This is a genomic window from Conexibacter sp. JCM 18997, from assembly GCF_055391915.1.
Map to the genome: position 1 here is coordinate 1,943,915 of NZ_AP043885.1, position 14,094 is coordinate 1,958,008.

Annotated in this window: 16 protein-coding genes and 1 tRNA gene; 8 read left to right on the forward strand and 9 right to left on the reverse strand. The window is 73.1% G+C overall.

What is annotated here, in order from left to right; genetic code table 11:
- Positions 1–4 precede the first annotated feature (4 nt).
- Complete coding sequence (locus tag ACZ5UI_RS10045) at positions 5–991, reverse strand: hypothetical protein (RefSeq protein ID WP_464196813.1); 987 nt, start codon at positions 989–991, stop codon at positions 5–7.
- A gap of 60 nt (positions 992–1,051) precedes the next feature.
- On the opposite strand from ACZ5UI_RS10045, the gene ACZ5UI_RS10050 reads away from it, so the two are divergent.
- On the forward strand, positions 1,052–1,786 hold the full coding sequence (locus tag ACZ5UI_RS10050; protein WP_464196815.1) for an SDR family NAD(P)-dependent oxidoreductase: 735 nt from the start codon (positions 1,052–1,054) through the stop codon (positions 1,784–1,786).
- On the opposite strand, the gene ACZ5UI_RS10055 is transcribed toward ACZ5UI_RS10050, so the two are convergent.
- Positions 1,783–2,580 carry an AraC family transcriptional regulator gene (locus tag ACZ5UI_RS10055; protein WP_464196817.1) on the reverse strand — a complete coding sequence of 266 codons (798 nt, stop codon included), beginning with the start codon at positions 2,578–2,580 and terminating at the stop codon, positions 1,783–1,785. The two genes, ACZ5UI_RS10050 and ACZ5UI_RS10055, sit on opposite strands and share 4 nt — an antisense overlap.
- 49 nt (positions 2,581–2,629) lie before the next feature.
- On the opposite strand from ACZ5UI_RS10055, the gene ACZ5UI_RS10060 reads away from it, so the two are divergent.
- Positions 2,630–3,016, forward strand: coding sequence for a DUF3224 domain-containing protein (locus ACZ5UI_RS10060; RefSeq protein WP_464196819.1), 387 nt, complete (start codon positions 2,630–2,632; stop codon positions 3,014–3,016).
- An 8-nt stretch (positions 3,017–3,024) separates the two neighbouring features.
- On the opposite strand, the gene ACZ5UI_RS10065 is transcribed toward ACZ5UI_RS10060, so the two are convergent.
- Positions 3,025–3,333, reverse strand: coding sequence for a hypothetical protein (locus tag ACZ5UI_RS10065; RefSeq protein ID WP_464196821.1), 309 nt, complete (start codon positions 3,331–3,333; stop codon positions 3,025–3,027).
- Between the two features lie 12 nt (positions 3,334–3,345).
- Here ACZ5UI_RS10065 and ACZ5UI_RS10070 point away from each other — a divergent pair, with 12 nt between their 5' ends.
- From ACZ5UI_RS10070 to ACZ5UI_RS10085, 4 genes are all read left to right on the forward strand, one after another.
- On the forward strand, positions 3,346–4,278 hold the full coding sequence (locus ACZ5UI_RS10070; protein WP_464196823.1) for an FAD:protein FMN transferase: 933 nt from the start codon (positions 3,346–3,348) through the stop codon (positions 4,276–4,278).
- Positions 4,275–4,961, forward strand: coding sequence for a hypothetical protein (locus ACZ5UI_RS10075; protein ID WP_464196825.1), 687 nt, complete (start codon positions 4,275–4,277; stop codon positions 4,959–4,961). Before ACZ5UI_RS10070 ends, ACZ5UI_RS10075 begins: the two co-directional genes overlap by 4 nt.
- A 362-nt stretch (positions 4,962–5,323) precedes the next feature.
- Positions 5,324–6,361, forward strand: coding sequence for an LLM class F420-dependent oxidoreductase (locus tag ACZ5UI_RS10080; protein WP_464196827.1), 1,038 nt, complete (start codon positions 5,324–5,326; stop codon positions 6,359–6,361).
- Positions 6,358–7,563: a glycosyltransferase gene (locus tag ACZ5UI_RS10085; protein ID WP_464196829.1), complete on the forward strand. Its 1,206-nt coding sequence runs from the start codon at positions 6,358–6,360 to the stop codon at positions 7,561–7,563. Before ACZ5UI_RS10080 ends, ACZ5UI_RS10085 begins: the two co-directional genes overlap by 4 nt.
- Here ACZ5UI_RS10085 and ACZ5UI_RS10090 read toward each other — a convergent pair.
- From ACZ5UI_RS10090 to ACZ5UI_RS10100, 3 genes are all read right to left on the reverse strand, one after another.
- Positions 7,546–7,869, reverse strand: a complete 324-nt coding sequence (locus tag ACZ5UI_RS10090; RefSeq protein WP_464196831.1) for a hypothetical protein — start codon at positions 7,867–7,869, stop codon at positions 7,546–7,548. The genes ACZ5UI_RS10085 and ACZ5UI_RS10090 overlap by 18 nt on opposite strands.
- 10 nt (positions 7,870–7,879) lie before the next feature.
- Positions 7,880–8,134: a hypothetical protein gene (locus ACZ5UI_RS10095; protein ID WP_464196833.1), complete on the reverse strand. Its 255-nt coding sequence runs from the start codon at positions 8,132–8,134 to the stop codon at positions 7,880–7,882.
- Between the two features lie 131 nt (positions 8,135–8,265).
- Positions 8,266–8,337 (reverse strand) — tRNA-Asn (locus tag ACZ5UI_RS10100).
- Positions 8,338–8,417: 80 nt separating this feature from the next.
- On the opposite strand from ACZ5UI_RS10100, the gene ACZ5UI_RS10105 reads away from it, so the two are divergent.
- Positions 8,418–8,738 (forward strand): hypothetical protein, encoded by a 321-nt coding sequence (locus tag ACZ5UI_RS10105; RefSeq protein ID WP_464196835.1) that lies wholly within the window; start codon positions 8,418–8,420, stop codon positions 8,736–8,738.
- On the opposite strand, the gene dnaG is transcribed toward ACZ5UI_RS10105, so the two are convergent.
- On the reverse strand, positions 8,695–10,464 hold the full coding sequence (gene dnaG, locus ACZ5UI_RS10110; protein ID WP_464196837.1) for a DNA primase: 1,770 nt from the start codon (positions 10,462–10,464) through the stop codon (positions 8,695–8,697). The two genes, ACZ5UI_RS10105 and dnaG, sit on opposite strands and share 44 nt — an antisense overlap.
- Positions 10,465–10,492: 28 nt before the next feature.
- Here dnaG and ACZ5UI_RS10115 point away from each other — a divergent pair, with 28 nt between their 5' ends.
- Positions 10,493–11,890 (forward strand): cellulase family glycosylhydrolase, encoded by a 1,398-nt coding sequence (locus tag ACZ5UI_RS10115; protein ID WP_464196839.1) that lies wholly within the window; start codon positions 10,493–10,495, stop codon positions 11,888–11,890.
- Here the strand turns inward: ACZ5UI_RS10115 and ACZ5UI_RS10120 are convergent.
- Both ACZ5UI_RS10120 and ACZ5UI_RS10125 read right to left on the reverse strand, forming a co-directional pair.
- Positions 11,865–13,031 carry an MFS transporter gene (locus tag ACZ5UI_RS10120; RefSeq protein WP_464196841.1) on the reverse strand — a complete coding sequence of 389 codons (1,167 nt, stop codon included), beginning with the start codon at positions 13,029–13,031 and terminating at the stop codon, positions 11,865–11,867. The genes ACZ5UI_RS10115 and ACZ5UI_RS10120 overlap by 26 nt on opposite strands.
- A gap of 39 nt (positions 13,032–13,070) precedes the next feature.
- On the reverse strand, positions 13,071–14,060 hold the full coding sequence (locus tag ACZ5UI_RS10125; protein ID WP_464196843.1) for a deoxyguanosinetriphosphate triphosphohydrolase: 990 nt from the start codon (positions 14,058–14,060) through the stop codon (positions 13,071–13,073).
- Positions 14,061–14,094: the final 34 nt, after the last annotated feature.

The following is a 14,094-nucleotide window of genomic DNA, read 5'->3' on the forward strand; positions in this document are numbered from 1 at the left end:
GTGCTCAGCCGGTGACCTTTGCGACGGCGCGCTCGAGCTCGCCGACCGACACGGCGCCCTCGAAGCGGTCGGTGATCTTCCCGTCCTTGTCGATCACGAACGTCCAGGGCTCGGTGGGCAGGCGCCAGTCGGCGACCTCGTCGGTGAAGCCCTTGTTGACGTCGTTGTCCTTGTAGATCTCCTGCTGGATGAACGTCGCCTTGTCGCCGTAGTTGGCCTGCGCCTGCATGGCCACGTCGACCACCGGTCCGCAGATGCGGCTGGCGCACAGCGCGGGCGTGGCGAACACCAGCACGACCGGCTTCTTGCCCAGCACGTCGTGGAAGTCGGTCTGCAGCATCGGGTCAGCCGTCGGCACGCGCGTGGAGATCTTGCTGGCGTCGCCGCCGACCGAGGTGATCGTCGGTGTGTGCACGTCGATCGCCTTGTCGCCGACGTCGGGCGGGCGGCCCTTCTGGCCCTTCTTGGGGATCGGCAGCTCGAAGCCGGTGGTCGCCACCAGGCGCCCGTCGAGGCGTGCGACGCCGGTGATCACGCGCTTGCCCGCCTTGGGGATCGGCACCTCGGCGACGTAGATCGACTTGGCCGGATCGGGGTCCTCGGCGGTGTTGCGCGACTCGAACTGGGGCTTGACCTCCAGCGACTCGGAGTGCGCGATGTAGGGGCCCTGCACGTTGCCGCCGTCGTGGTCGGTCGTGTACAGCGCCACCTCCGCGCCGTTGAGCAGCTTGTTGGCGCGATCGCGCAGCGCGAAGGCCACGCGGTTGTCGCCCACCTCCAGCGAGGCCGCCGTGGTCGGCGCCAGGATCGGGCCCTTGGGCAGCCCCTCGCGCAGCGACTCCAGCGTCTTGCCCTTGGCCGCCGGGAAGTCCTGGGCGGTCGCGGTGGGCGCCGGGGTGGGCGGCGGAGTGGTGTCCTCGCTGCTGGACGAACCGCAGCCCGCGAGGGCGAGAACGGCCACCGCGGCGAGGGTGGGCAAGGCGAAACGCATGGCCAGGGAACGATAGGTGGTTTGATCCAATCCCCCGCCATTTCCACAGGAGAGACCTACGTGCCTGAACGCGCTGCCATCGTGACCGGAGCCTCCAGCGGCATCGGCCTGGCGATCGCCCACATGCTCGGCGAAGAGGGCCACGCCCTGACCGTCAACTCGCGCCGCCCCGAGAAGCTCGAGGAGGCGGTCTCCGAGCTGCGCGCGGCCGGCTACAAGGTCGAGGGGGTCGCGGGCAGCGTGGCCGACGAGGCGATCGTCCAGCAGGTCGTCTCCACCCACCAGGAGCGCTACGGCCGGCTGGACGTCCTCGTCAACAACGCCGGCGTCGGCTGGGGCCAGACCCTCGGAGAGCTGACCGCCAAGGCCCTGGACATGCAGATCGGCGCGAACTTCCGGGCGATCCCGCTGTTCTACCGCGAGGCGCTGCCGATGCTGCGCGCCGCGGGTGCCGAGCACAAGAACGCGCTGGTCATCAACACGTCGTCGATCTCGGGCAAGCGCGGCGAGGCCTGGCTGTCGGTCTACTCGGCCACCAAGCACGCCGTCGTGGGCTACACCGAGGCGATGAACAAGGAGCTGGGCAAGGAGTACATCAAGTCGTGCGCGCTGTGCCCGGCCTTCGTGGACACGCCGATGACCGACTTCGTCAAGGGCGCGGTGTCGACCGACAAGATGATCACCACCGAGGACGTGGCGATCATGGTCCGGGCGCTGCTGAAGCTCTCCCCCGGCTGCACGATCCCCGAGATCCTGTTCGAGCAGACCGGCTTCGAGATCGGCCAGTCGCTCTAGCCCGCGGCGGCGTAGCGGGCGGGCGGGGTGCCGACCGCCGCGGTGAAGTCGCGCACCAGGTGGGCCTGGTCGAAGTAGCCCAGCTCGACGGCCAGGCGCGCCCAGTCCACGGGCGCCTCGGCCGTGGCCGCGGCGGCCGCCTCCTGGAGGCGCAGGCGGCGCGCGACCTCCGCGGGCGGCACGCCGACCCAGTCGGCGAACAGCCGCTGCAGCGAGCGCGGGCTGACGTGCAGGCGCGCGGCGATGTCGCCCACGCGGGTCAGGCTGCGGTCCTCCTCCAGCAGCGCCAGCGCCCGCGCGGCCTGCTCGGCCGCGGGGTCAGGCGCGTCGGGCAGCACGGCGACGAGCGCCGCGTCCAGCAGCGCGACGGCGTCGTCGAGCTCGGTGCACGCATCGACCGCCGCGGCCAGCGCGGCGCCGTCCAGGCCGACCGCACCCGCGTCGACGAACCGATCGGCGATCGAGGCGACCGGGCGGCCCAGCAGCGCGCGGGCGCCGGCCGGTCGCAGCCGCGTGGCCACCGCCCGGGCCTGGCCGCGCAGCGAGCGTTCGAACGGTCGCCGGGCCGGACCGAAGAAGCGGGTCTCGCCCTCCTCGACGACGACGTGCGCGGCCGGATGGGCCAGCGTCACCTGCTGGTGGGCGTCGCGGCCGCGCAGGTCCCAGCTGACCGCCCAGTGGAAGTCGGCGAACGGCGCCAGCGCTGGGCTCGGCTCCCAGCGGCGCAGCGCGAACGCCTCGGGCGGCGGGGTGCGCAGGACGCCGCGGCGGTCGTCGTCGGTGCGCTCCTGCATGGCGCGATTCTCCAAGACGGCGCCGCCCGGCGCGCGTAGCGTCGCGGTCATGACGATCATCGCCGACTTCGAGATCACCGGCTGGGACGAGGAGCCCTACGAGGCCGACGCGCCCGGACCGGCCCTGGCCCAGACCACCGTGCGCAAGCGCTTCAGCGGCGGGATGCAGGGCACGAGCGTCACGCGCCTGCTCACCGCGCAGGGCGCGGGCGGCGCCGGCTACGTCGCCTCCGAGCGCGTGCAGGCGACGATCGACGGGCGCAGCGGGACGTTCGTGCTCCAGCACGGCGGCATCGGCGATCCCGCGGCCGAGCCGTTCCAGTTCGGCCTGGTCGTGCCGGGCTCGGGCACGGGCGGGCTGGAAGGCATCGCGGGGAGCGGTCGCTATGAGCACACCGGCGACGTCGCGCGGCTGACGCTGGACGTCACGCTCTGAGGAACCTCTCAGGCTCCGTTGTCGGAGTGTTGAGCTTGGACCCGCAGTCTGGGGTCCATGAAGAGCGCCGCCCCAGCCGCCCGATGGGTCGCCACCATCACCGTGATCGCGGTGCTGATGGTGTTCTCGGTGCTGGCCCTCCGCGTGAAGCTCGGTGACGATCCGGCGATCGGGGCGACCAGCGCGAGCGCCGACACGTCGGCGACCACGAGCGCGGACACGACCTCCAGCGACGACAGCGCGTCGGTCGAGGACCTGTTCGACGACAGCACGAGCTCGGACTCCTCGTCGACTTCCTCCCCCAGCTCCGCGCCCACCACCCGGGCGTCATGAGCGCCGACGAGCGCATCGTGGAGGCCATGGGCGGCCAGGCCCGGCTGTGGGTCGCCGACGGCGATCTGTCCGCAGCGCAGGAGCTGCTGGCCGAGATCGAGGCGCGCCTGACGCGCTTTGACCCGGCCAGCGACCTGTGCCGGCTCAACGCCGATCCGTCGCAGGCCGTCGCGGTCGATCCGATCGTCGGCGGCTTCGTGGGCGCGGCGATCGCCGCCGGGCGCCGCAGCGGCGGCCTGGTCGACTCGACGCTGGGCCAGGAGATCGTCGCCGCCGGCTACGGCGAGCACTGGACCGGACCGGCGCTGGCCCTGGACGCGGCGCTGTCCGACGCGCCCGCCCGCGCGGTCGCCCGTCCGGCCCGCGCGGCCGGCTGGCGGAGCCTGTGGGTCTCGCCCGAGCGCACGCTGGTGCGCCGGCCCGTCGGCCTCGCGCTCGACAGCGGCGGCATCGGCAAGGGCCTGGCCGCCGACCTGCTGGCCGACCACCTGCGGGGCGGGCGCTTCGTCCTGGACATCGGCGGCGACCTCGCCGTCGACGCCGGCGACGGCCCGGGGATCGAGGTCGTCGTCGAGCATCCGCTGGGCGACGCGCCCGCCCACGTCTACCGCCTGCGCCGCGCCGCGATCGCCACCTCCGGCATCCAGCGGCGCGTGTGGCGCGACCGCGACGGCGCTCCCGCCCACCACCTGCTCGATCCCGCGACCGGACGTCCGGCCTGGACCGGCGTCGTGTCGGCCACCGCGGTCGCCCGCACCGCCGTCGAGGCCGAGACGCTGGCCAAGGCCGCGCTGCTCAGCGGGCCGCTGGCGGGTCGCCGCGTGCTGGCCGGCATGGGCGGCGTGCTGATCCTCGAGGACGGGCGCGTCGACGTCGTGCCGGCCCTGGCCGTGGTGGCCGCGCGGGCACACCGGGCGGTGGCTCGATGAGCGGCGCCGACCCCTTCGACTACACCTGGTGGCTGGCCAGCCGCGCCGCGGGGCTGACCGCCTTCGCGCTGCTGACCGCGGTCACCGTGCTCGGCCTGCTCAGCGCGCTGCGCGTCGCCGGCCCCAAGACGGTCAAGGCGCTGCGCCCGTGGCACGAGCGGCTCGCGCTCGCCGCGCTGGCCTGCATCGCCGCCCACGGCCTCTTCCTGCTCTTCGACGGGTGGCTGAAGCCCGGCCTGACCGGGATCCTCGTGCCGTTCACGATCGACTACCGCCCGCTGTGGACGGGCCTGGGCATCATCGGCGCCTACATCATCACGGCGCTCTCGCTGTCCTTCTACCAGCGCCGACGGATCGGCGGGACGCGCTGGCGCAAGGCCCATCGGCTCGCCCCGGTCGGCTTCGTGCTCATCTTCCTGCACGTGCTGATGGCCGGGACCGACGCGCGCACCGTGTGGCTGCTGGCGATGGCCGTCGGCGCGATGGTCGCGGTCGGGCTGCTGGTCGGCCTGCGGATCGCCAAGGAGCCGACGAAGCGGCCGCCTCAGGCGGGAACGCGGCGCCCGGCCCCGCGCCCGCGGGTGCCGGTGGCCTCGGCGGTCTCGGCCTCCGCGTCGGCCAGCCAGCCCCAGCCAGTGGCCGCCGCCTCGCGGCCGCGGCGCTCGCGCGACAACCTCTGGTGATCGCCGATCGCGCCGCCCAGGTCGGCGTCGGCGGCCAGTGACGCTTCCAGGTAGGCCTCGAGCGTGCGCACCTCGCGACGGGTCGCACGCCGGGCGCGCTTGGCGTCGGCGAAGCGGTCCCAGGCGATCGCGAAGGCCAGGAAGTCGGTGCGGCCGCCGTTGCGGTGGGCCGCCAGCATCGGACACACGCCGCCGTCCCGCGTGACGTAGGCGCCGACGATGATCTCGTTGTCGCGGATCCCGTCGAGCATGGCCTCGCGCGTGTGGCGGGGAAGACATTCGACCGCGAGCCTGAGCCCGCTGCGGGCGCTGCGACGCATACAGTGGCGATTGTCCTTCTCCTGAATGGGGTCTTGCAAGGCATGAAACTCGGCGTGCACGTCGGCTACTGGGGTCTGGGGCTGTCGGCCTCCGACCAGCTCGAGACGGTCCAGGAGGCCGAGCGACTCGGCTACGACTCGGTCTGGGCCGCGGAGGCCTACGGGTCCGACGCGGCCACCGTCCTGGCCTGGCTGGCCGGACAGACGTCGACGATCAAGATCGGCTCGTCGATCTTCCAGATGCCCGGGCGCTCGGCCGCGATGACCGCGATGACCGCCGCGACGCTCGACCAGCTGTCCGGCGGGCGCTTCCTGCTCGGGCTGGGCACATCGGGTCCGCAGGTCAGCGAGGGCTGGCACGGCGTGCGCTTCGCCAAGCAGCTGCAGCGCACCCGCGAGTACGTCGACGTCGTGCGCCTGGCGCTGTCGCGCGAGCGGCTGGAGTACCACGGCGAGACGATCGACCTGCCGCTGCCCGACGGGCCCGGCAAGGCCTTGAAGCTGACGATCGCCCCGGTCCAGGAGCGCATCCCGATCTACATCGCGGCGATCGGGCCGAAGAACACCGAGCTGACCGGCGAGATCGCCGACGGGTGGATGCCGATCCTCGTCGCCCCCGAGCACATGGACGAGCTGCGCGCCCCGCTGGACGCGGGCGCGGCGCGGGCCGGGCGCACGCTGGACGACGGGTTCGACATCTCGCCGTCCGTGCAGGTCATGGTCAGCGACGACGTCGAGGCCGCGCGCGATGCGATGCGGCCGTTCATCGCGCTGTACGTGGGCGGGATGGGCTCGCGCAAGCAGAACTTCTACAACCAGCTCGTGCAGCGCTACGGCTTCGAGGACGCCGCGCGCGAGGTCCAGGACCTGTACCTGGAGGGCAAGAAGCAGGAGGCCGCCGCGGCGCTGCCCGAGGCGCTGATCGATCAGGTCGCGCTGGTCGGGCCGGCCGATGCGGTGCGCGAGCGGCTGCAGGTCTACCGCGAGGCGGGCGTCGGCACGCTGGGCATCTCGCCCTTCGCCTTCACCAAGGACGAGCGTCTCCAGCAGCTGCGGCTGATCGCCGACCTGATGGCGTGAGCCGGGTCTTCCTCGGCGCGTTCGGCGATCCCGGGCACGCGTTCCCGGCGATCGCGCTGGGCCGGGCGCTGGCCGCGCGTGGCCACGACGTGACGTTGCAGACGTGGGTGAAGTGGCGCGAGCACGTCGAGCGCGAGGGGATGCGCTTCGCCGCCGCGCCCGAGTACCAGGTGTTCCCGACGATGGAGCGCCCGCTGAAGCCCTACGAGGCGGTGGTCCGGGCGGCGGCCGACACCCTTCCCCAGCTGGAGGAGGCGCGGCCCGAGGTCGTCGTCGCCGACATCCTGACGCTGGCGCCCGCGCTGGCGGGCGAGCAGCTCGGCCTGCCGGTGGCCACGCTGATCCCGCACGTCGATCCGCGGCCCGCGCCGGGCTTCCCGCCCTATTCGATGGGCGCGCGCCTGCCCCGCACGCGGCTGGGTCGGTCGGTGTGGGACGGGCTGGCGCCGGTGGTGGGCAAGGGCCTGGAGCTGGGTCGGCGCGAGCTCAACGAGACGCGCGCCCGGCTCGGTCTGCCCGAGCTGGCGCGGGTGCACGGCGGGATCAGCGACCGCCTGGCGCTGGTGGCCACGTTCCCGCAGCTGGAGTACCCGCGTCCGTGGCCTCCGTCGACGTACGTCGTCGGGCCGCTGCTCTGGGAGCAGCCCTTCGAGGACGTCGCGTTGCCGCCGGGTGATGCGCCGTTGGTGCTGGTGGCGCCGTCGACGGTCCAGGACCCGTCGCACCGGCTCTTGCGGGCGACCGTCGAGGGGCTGGCGGGCGAGGACGTGCGCGTGCTGGCCACCACGAACCGCCGGCCGCTGAGCGCACCGCTGGAGCTGCCTGCGAACGCGCGGCTCGTCGACTGGGTCTCCTACGCGCGCACGATGCCGCTGTGCGATCTCGTGGTCTGCCACGGCGGCCACGGAACGGTGATGCGCGCGCTGTCCAGCGGCTGCGCCCTGGTCGTCGTGCCCGCGGGCGGCGACATGAACGAGAACGCCGCGCGCGTGGACTGGGCCGGCGTCGGCGTCCGCCTCCCCCGCCGCTACGCCGGTCGCGAGCCGGTGCGCCTGGCCGTCCGCCGGGCGCTGGGCGAGCCGCAGCTGCGCGCGCGGGCGCGGGTGCTGGCCGGCTGGGCCGCCGCCCACGACGGCGCGGTCCGCGCCGCCGAGCTGGTCGAGGCGTTCGCGGCGCGCGAGCTCTCAGGCGCGTCGGCGTAGCGCGACCACGCCCGTCGCCAGGCCCGCCACACCGAAGCCGATGGCCAGGCCGAGCCACAGGCGCGCGTCGTCCCAAGGCATGTGGTCGTACTCGTCGAACGTCGGCTCCACCTGGTCAGGGACAAACGCTACGTCGAACCGATCGATCGGTGTGATGCCATCGCGCGCCACGATCTCTGGCTCGGAGACGCCGAGCTCCGTGACCGTCGCCCCGTCCGGATCCACCACAGGCTGCTCGTGCGACGCAAGTGACACGACGAGCGAGCCGACCGCAGCCAGCACGAGGAAGGTGGCAAGCCAGCGCATCGCGCCGAACCTACCGAGTGCTCTGCCGGTCGACGGCTGAGGCGGCGACAACCGCAATACCCGAGACCGCGAAGCTCAGAGCCAGGCCGAGCCACAAGCGGGCGTCGTTCCAGCGCATGCCGTCGTACTCGCTTTCGACCGCTTCGTTCGACCTGGGCGTGTATTCCGTCAAGCGCCGGGCGTCGGGGAACTGCCCGCGGGACGCCAGCGAGACAGTGAAAGAGCAGATGGCCGCCAAGACGAGGACGATCGCGAGCCGGCGCACCGGTCGAACCCTATCGAGCGGTCGCCACCACGTTGCTTGTCAGATCCATGGCCGCTACGACCATCGATCCGACAAGCAACGGCCCTGGGAACCCGAAAGGCCGCCCTGGGGCGGCCTTTCACGCTCTCAAGCTCGGGGGGTGGGATTCGAACCCACAACCTATCGGTTAACAGCCGATTGCTCTGCCGTTGAGCTACCCCCGACCGTGCGGTGTCCTCACCGTTATCGGCGGGGACGTCGGAGAGTGTAGGCAAGTCGCGAGCCGGTCCGTCAGGATGCCGCGATGCACCCCGACTGGCTGGGCAGCCCGCAGCATTTCGTCGGTGGCGTCGTGCTGGCGCTGATCGCCGCCGTGATCGCGCGGCGGTGGATCGACCAGTGGTGGCTGGTGGCCGCGATGGCGATCGGCGTGACGGCGACCGCGGAGCTGCTGATCGAGATCGCCGAGTACCCGGTGCTGTACTCCGATGACCCGCACGTGTCGGCCTACTACGACACGCTCGCCGACCTGGCCGACACCCTGGCCGGTGCCGTGGTGGGCGCGCTGGCCGGCGTCGCGCTCACTCGAGGGAGCGCTCGATCCAGTCGTCCAGGCGCTTCTTGAGCTCGACCAGCTCGCGGTCCAGGCGCCGGCGGTCCTCGCCCGACTGCGCCGCCAGCCGCTGACGGCGGTTGAGGTGGAGCTCCAGCTGCAGGCGGTCGGCCTCGAGCGTGGGCATCTTCGACGCGGACTTGGCCGCCCGATCGGCCAGGCCGCGCACGAGCCGGTCGAGCTCGTCGTCGGCCTCCGGCAGTCCCTTGGTCGGCGCGTCAAGATGCGTGCGCAGCCACACCGCGGCGCGCGCGTTGACCGGGTCGGTGAAGTGCGCCTCGGTGACCTCGTCGAGGTGCTTGCGGCCCGCGTCGGGCAGCGCGATGCACAGCGTCAGGAACGCCCGCTCCATCTGGGCCACGCGATCGGAGGCCGGGCGCGCGGGCGGGACGTCGGCCACCGGGCGGGGCGCGCGGGGCACGCCGCCGCGGCGGCCGCGATCCAGCAGCTCGCGCGCGAGGTCCTCGGGGATCTGCAGGCGCGTCGCCGCCCGCGTGAGCAGGTCCTCCTTGAGCACGCTGGCCGGGAGCCCCGCGAAGATCGGCCGCAGCACGCCGATCACCGTGTCCTTGCCCTCGGCGCTGGCCAGGTCGCCCAGGGTCAGGGTCCGCTCGACCTGGAACTCGACGAAGGGCACCGACTTGGCCACCATCGTGCGCACGGCGTCGGCGCCCTCCTCGAGCGCGACGTCGGCGGGATCGCGGCCCTCGGGCAGCGGCACGACCCGCAGCGAGATGTTCTGGCCGGCGGCGACCTTGGCCGCGCGCAGCATCGCGTCCTGGCCAGCGTCGTCGGCGTCGAGCATCAGGTGGACGGTCGGGGCGAGTCGGTGCAGCTCGCGCAGCTGGTCCTCGGTCAGCGAGGTGCCCATCGACGCGACGACGTTCTCCACGCCGGCCTGATGCAGCGCGAGCACGTCGGTGTAGCCCTCGCAGACGATCGTCGCGCCCGCCTTGCCCGCGGCCGCCCGGGCCAGGTGCGCCGCGTAGACCATCTGCCCCTTGTGGAAGACGTCGCCCTCGGCCGTGTTTAGGTACTTCGGGCCGCGGTTGAGCCCCATCGTGCGCGCGCCGAACCCGCGGATCCGCCCGCGCGCGTCGGCCAGCGGGAAGGTGATCCGCCCGCGGAAGCGGTCGTACACCTTCCCCGTCCCGTCCGGGCCGCTGCGCGTGACCAGCCCCGCCGCGTGCAGCTCGGGCGCGCGGTAGCCCGCCTTCATCGAGTTCTTCAGCACCGTGTCCCAGGCGCTGGGCGCGTAGCCGACGCCGAACGTGCGCAGCGTGTCCTCGGTCAGCCCGCGGCCGGCCAGGTAGTCGCGCGCGTTCGCGGCCTCCTGGGCCTCCCACAGGTAGCGCTCGTAGAAGGCCGACGTGCGCGTCAGCAGCTCGATCAGCCGCTCCTCGCGCTTGCGCTTCTCGGCCGCCTGGGGGTCCTCGTCCTCCACCTCGAGCTCGATGCCCGTCCGCCGGGCCAGGACCTCCAGCGCCCCCACGAAGTCGACGTTCTCGGTCTCCTGGATGTAGCGGAAGACGTCGCCCTCCACCCCACAGCCGAAGCAGTGGTACATCTTCTTCTGCGCGTTGACCGAGAAGGACGCGGTCCGCTCGTCGTGGAACGGGCAGCGGCCCATGTAGTTGGCCCCGGAGGACTTGCGCAGCTCCGTGCGCTCCTCGACCAGCGCGACGAAGTCGACGGCGTCGCGGACGCGGTCCTTGCTGTCATCGCGGTAGCGGGGCATCGGTCACGAGGGAGCGTACGATCCCGGCGTGCGTACTCGGGTCCTCGCGCTGCTCATCGGCGCCCTGCTCCTCGCGCCCGCCACCGCGGACGCCGCCCAGATCTCCCACGACGGCCGCTGGATCACCGACGCGCAGGGGCGCACACTGCTCCTGCACGGCGTGAACATGGTCTACAAGCGCGCGCCGTACGCGCCCGACGCGGCCGGCTTCGGGGCTGACGACGCGCGGTTCCTGAAGGCCAACGGCTTCAACACCGTCCGCCTGGGACTGACCTACGCCGCCGTCGAGCCCCAGCCGGGCGTCTACGACGACGCCTACCTCGACCGGATCGCCAAGACCGTCGACGAGCTCGGCCAGCAGGGCATCGCCGTGCTGCTCGACTTCCACCAGGACCTCTACAACGAGCGCTTCGAGGGCGAGGGCTGGCCCGACTGGGCGGTGCTCGACGACGGGCTGCCGGCCGAGCCGAAGAACGGCTTCCCGCGCAACTACGTCGGGATGCCCGCGCTGAACGCCGCCTTCGACAACTTCTGGAACAACACCAACGGCCTGCAGGACCACTACGCGGCCGCCTGGGCGCACGTGGCCCAGCGCTTCGCGGCGAACCCCGCCGTGCTGGGCTACGACCTGCTCAACGAGCCGTGGCCGGGCAACGCCTGGCAGGCCTGCGCCCAGGGCCAGGGCTGCTTCGACTTCGACGCCAAGCTGACCGCCTTCTACGCGCGCACGACCGCGGCGATCCGCGGCGTGGACCCCTCGACGCTGGTGTTCATCGAACCCAACGTGCTGGCCAACAGCGGCGCCCGCAGCCAGCTGCAGAGCTTCGGCGACGGCAACGTCGGGCTCTCGTTCCACGACTACTGCGCGGCCAACGAGCGGTCGACCTGCCTGCCCCTGGACGAGCAGGTCTTCCAACAGGCCGAGACCGTGGCCAGGCGCTTCGACGGGCCGGCGCTGCTGACCGAGTTCGGCGCGACGACCGACACGCAGGTGCTGACCGACATGGCCGACCGCGCCGACCGCTTCCTGGTCGGCTGGCAGGAGTGGCACTACTGCGGGTGCGACGACCCGACGACCACCGGTCCGGGGACCACGCAGGCGCTGGTGTACGACCTGGCCAAGCCGCCGACCGGCGCCAACGTGGCCACCGGCAAGCTGCGCGCGCTGGCTCGCGCCTATCCGCAGGCCGTCGCGGGCACGCCGACGAAGGTCGACTTCGACGCCAAGGCGCGCGTGCTGCGTGTGCGCTGGACGCCGACGCGGGCGCTGGACACGCGCATCGCCACGCCGAAGCTGCAGTACCCGGGCGGGTACGTGGTGCGCGTGCAGGGTGGCGTCGTGCGGTCCAAGCCGGGCGCGACGATCCTGCGCATCGCCGCGCGCCGGGGCGCCGACGCCGTCAGCGTGCGCGTCGCGCCTCGGTGAACCACCAGAGCATCGCCCCGAGCAGCATCGCCGCGCCGGCCAGCGCGTAGCCGCCGGCGTCGATCCCGCTGAGCAGGCCGGCCAGCGCCGAGCCGAGCGCCGCCCCGACGAGGATCGACGACGTCAGCCAGGCGAACGTCTCGGTGACCGTGCCGGGCCGGGCGTCGCGGCCGATGACGATGAACGCGCAGGCCAGCGCGGGCGCCAGGCCGAGCCCGGCAACGACGAGCACGACGGCCATCAACGCGGGCGTCTGCACGAACAGCGCGGGGACGAACAGCAGCCCGAAGACGGCCAGCAGCCGCAGCAGCCGCGCCTCCGGCGGCAGCGTCCAGCGGCGCGCGGCGCTGCCCACGCCGCCCAGCAGCTCCCCCACCGCCCACGCGGCCAGCAGCCACCCGGCCAGATCGCGGTTGCCGGCGTCCTCGGCGAACGCCGCGGTGGCCACGGTGACCGCGCCCAGCGTCACCCCGATCAGCACGCCGACGCCGAGCAGCGGCGGCACGGTCGGCGCACCGAGCGCGGCGCTCCAACCGCTGTGCTCGCGCGGCGTCGGCCGCCAGTCGCGCGACGGCCGCGCCAGGGCGAACGCGAGCGCGCCAAGCAGGCCGACCAGCGACGTGACGTGCAGGACGGCGGTCGAGCCGGCCGCGGCCACCGTCACCGCGACCAGCAGCGGTCCGGCGACGAAGATCAGCGCCTGCGCGCCGGCGTCCAGCTCGTAGGCGGACTCGAGCTGGTCCTCGTCGCCGGCGATCGCCGGCCACAGCGCACGCAGCGCGGGCTCCAGCGGCGGGAACAGCGCTCCGGAGAAGAACACGGCGATGCCCATCACGACGACCGAGTCATGGGCGAACACCGCGATCAACGCCAGGGCCACCGAGCGCGTGATGGCCGCCCCGATCAGCACCCGACCCTGGCCCACGCGGTCGATCAGCCGGCCCAGCAGCGGCCCGCCGATCGCGGCGCCCAGGGCGATCACCGCGGCCAGCGCTCCGGCCACCGCGTAGGAGCGGTCGGCGTCCCGGGCGACGAGCACCACGGCCAGCGGCGTCATCGACTCCGGCAGCCGGCCGACCAGGGCCGCGCCCAGCATGCGCGCGGCGTTCGGACGGCGCAAGACGGTGACGGCCGTGCTCACGCGGCCATCGTAGTCATACGTCTGACGGACGCGCTCGGGTCAGGAGGCGAAGGCGCGCGGCACGGCCAGCTCGCGGAAGGCGCGCAGGCAGTAGCGATCGGTCATGCCGGCGATCCAATCGGTCACCCGCTGGGCCAGCTCGCCCTCCCCGGGCGGCAGCTCCTGCGGGTGGTCGGCGTAGTGATGGAACAGCGTGGAGACGACGCGGTGGATGCGCGCGTGCTCCTCGCGCGCCGATGCGCCCAGGTACACGTGCTCGAACATGAACGTGCGCAGCGCGTCCATGGCCGGGCCGGCGTCGGGACCCTGGACGACGTCGCCCGCCGCCTCGGAGTGCGCGACGAGGTCCTGGACGAGCGTGTCGATACGGGCCGCGCCGGTCGGACCCAGGACGGCGATCGGCTCGGGCGGCAGGTCAGCGGGATCGAGGACCCCCGCGCGGACCGCGTCGTCGATGTCGTGGTTGATGTAGGCGACCCGATCGACCAGCCGGACGATCCGACCCTCCAGCGTGACCGGCGGATCCATGCGCCCGGAGTGGTGCAGGATGCCCTCGCGCACGGGGTCGTTGAGGTTCAGCGGCTCGAGCACGTCGACCACGCGTAGGGACTGCTCGAAGTGGCGGAAGCCCGGGTGCCCGGGGAAGCGCTCGCGCAGGCAGTCGTCCAGCGCCTCCTCGCCGATGTGCCCGAAGGCCGGGTGACCGAGGTCGTGACCCAGCCCGATCGCCTCGGTCAGGTCCTCGTTGAGGCCGAGCGCGCGGGCCACCGTGCGGCTGACCATCGTGACCTCGAGCGTGTGGGTCAGGCGCGTGCGGTAGTGGTCGCCTTCGGGGGCGACGAAGACCTGGGTCTTGTGCTTGAGGCGGCGGAAGGCCTTGGAGTGGACGATGCGGTCGCGGTCACGCTGGAAGGGCGTGCGCACGGGCGACTCGGTCTCGGGCACCCGGCGGGTCGGTGGGTACGAGCGCACGGCGAGCGGGGACAGGAACGCGTCCTCGAATGCCTGCTGTCGCTCGGCGATGCGCATCAGGCCCGCACTCTAGCCGTCCGCATATACCCCC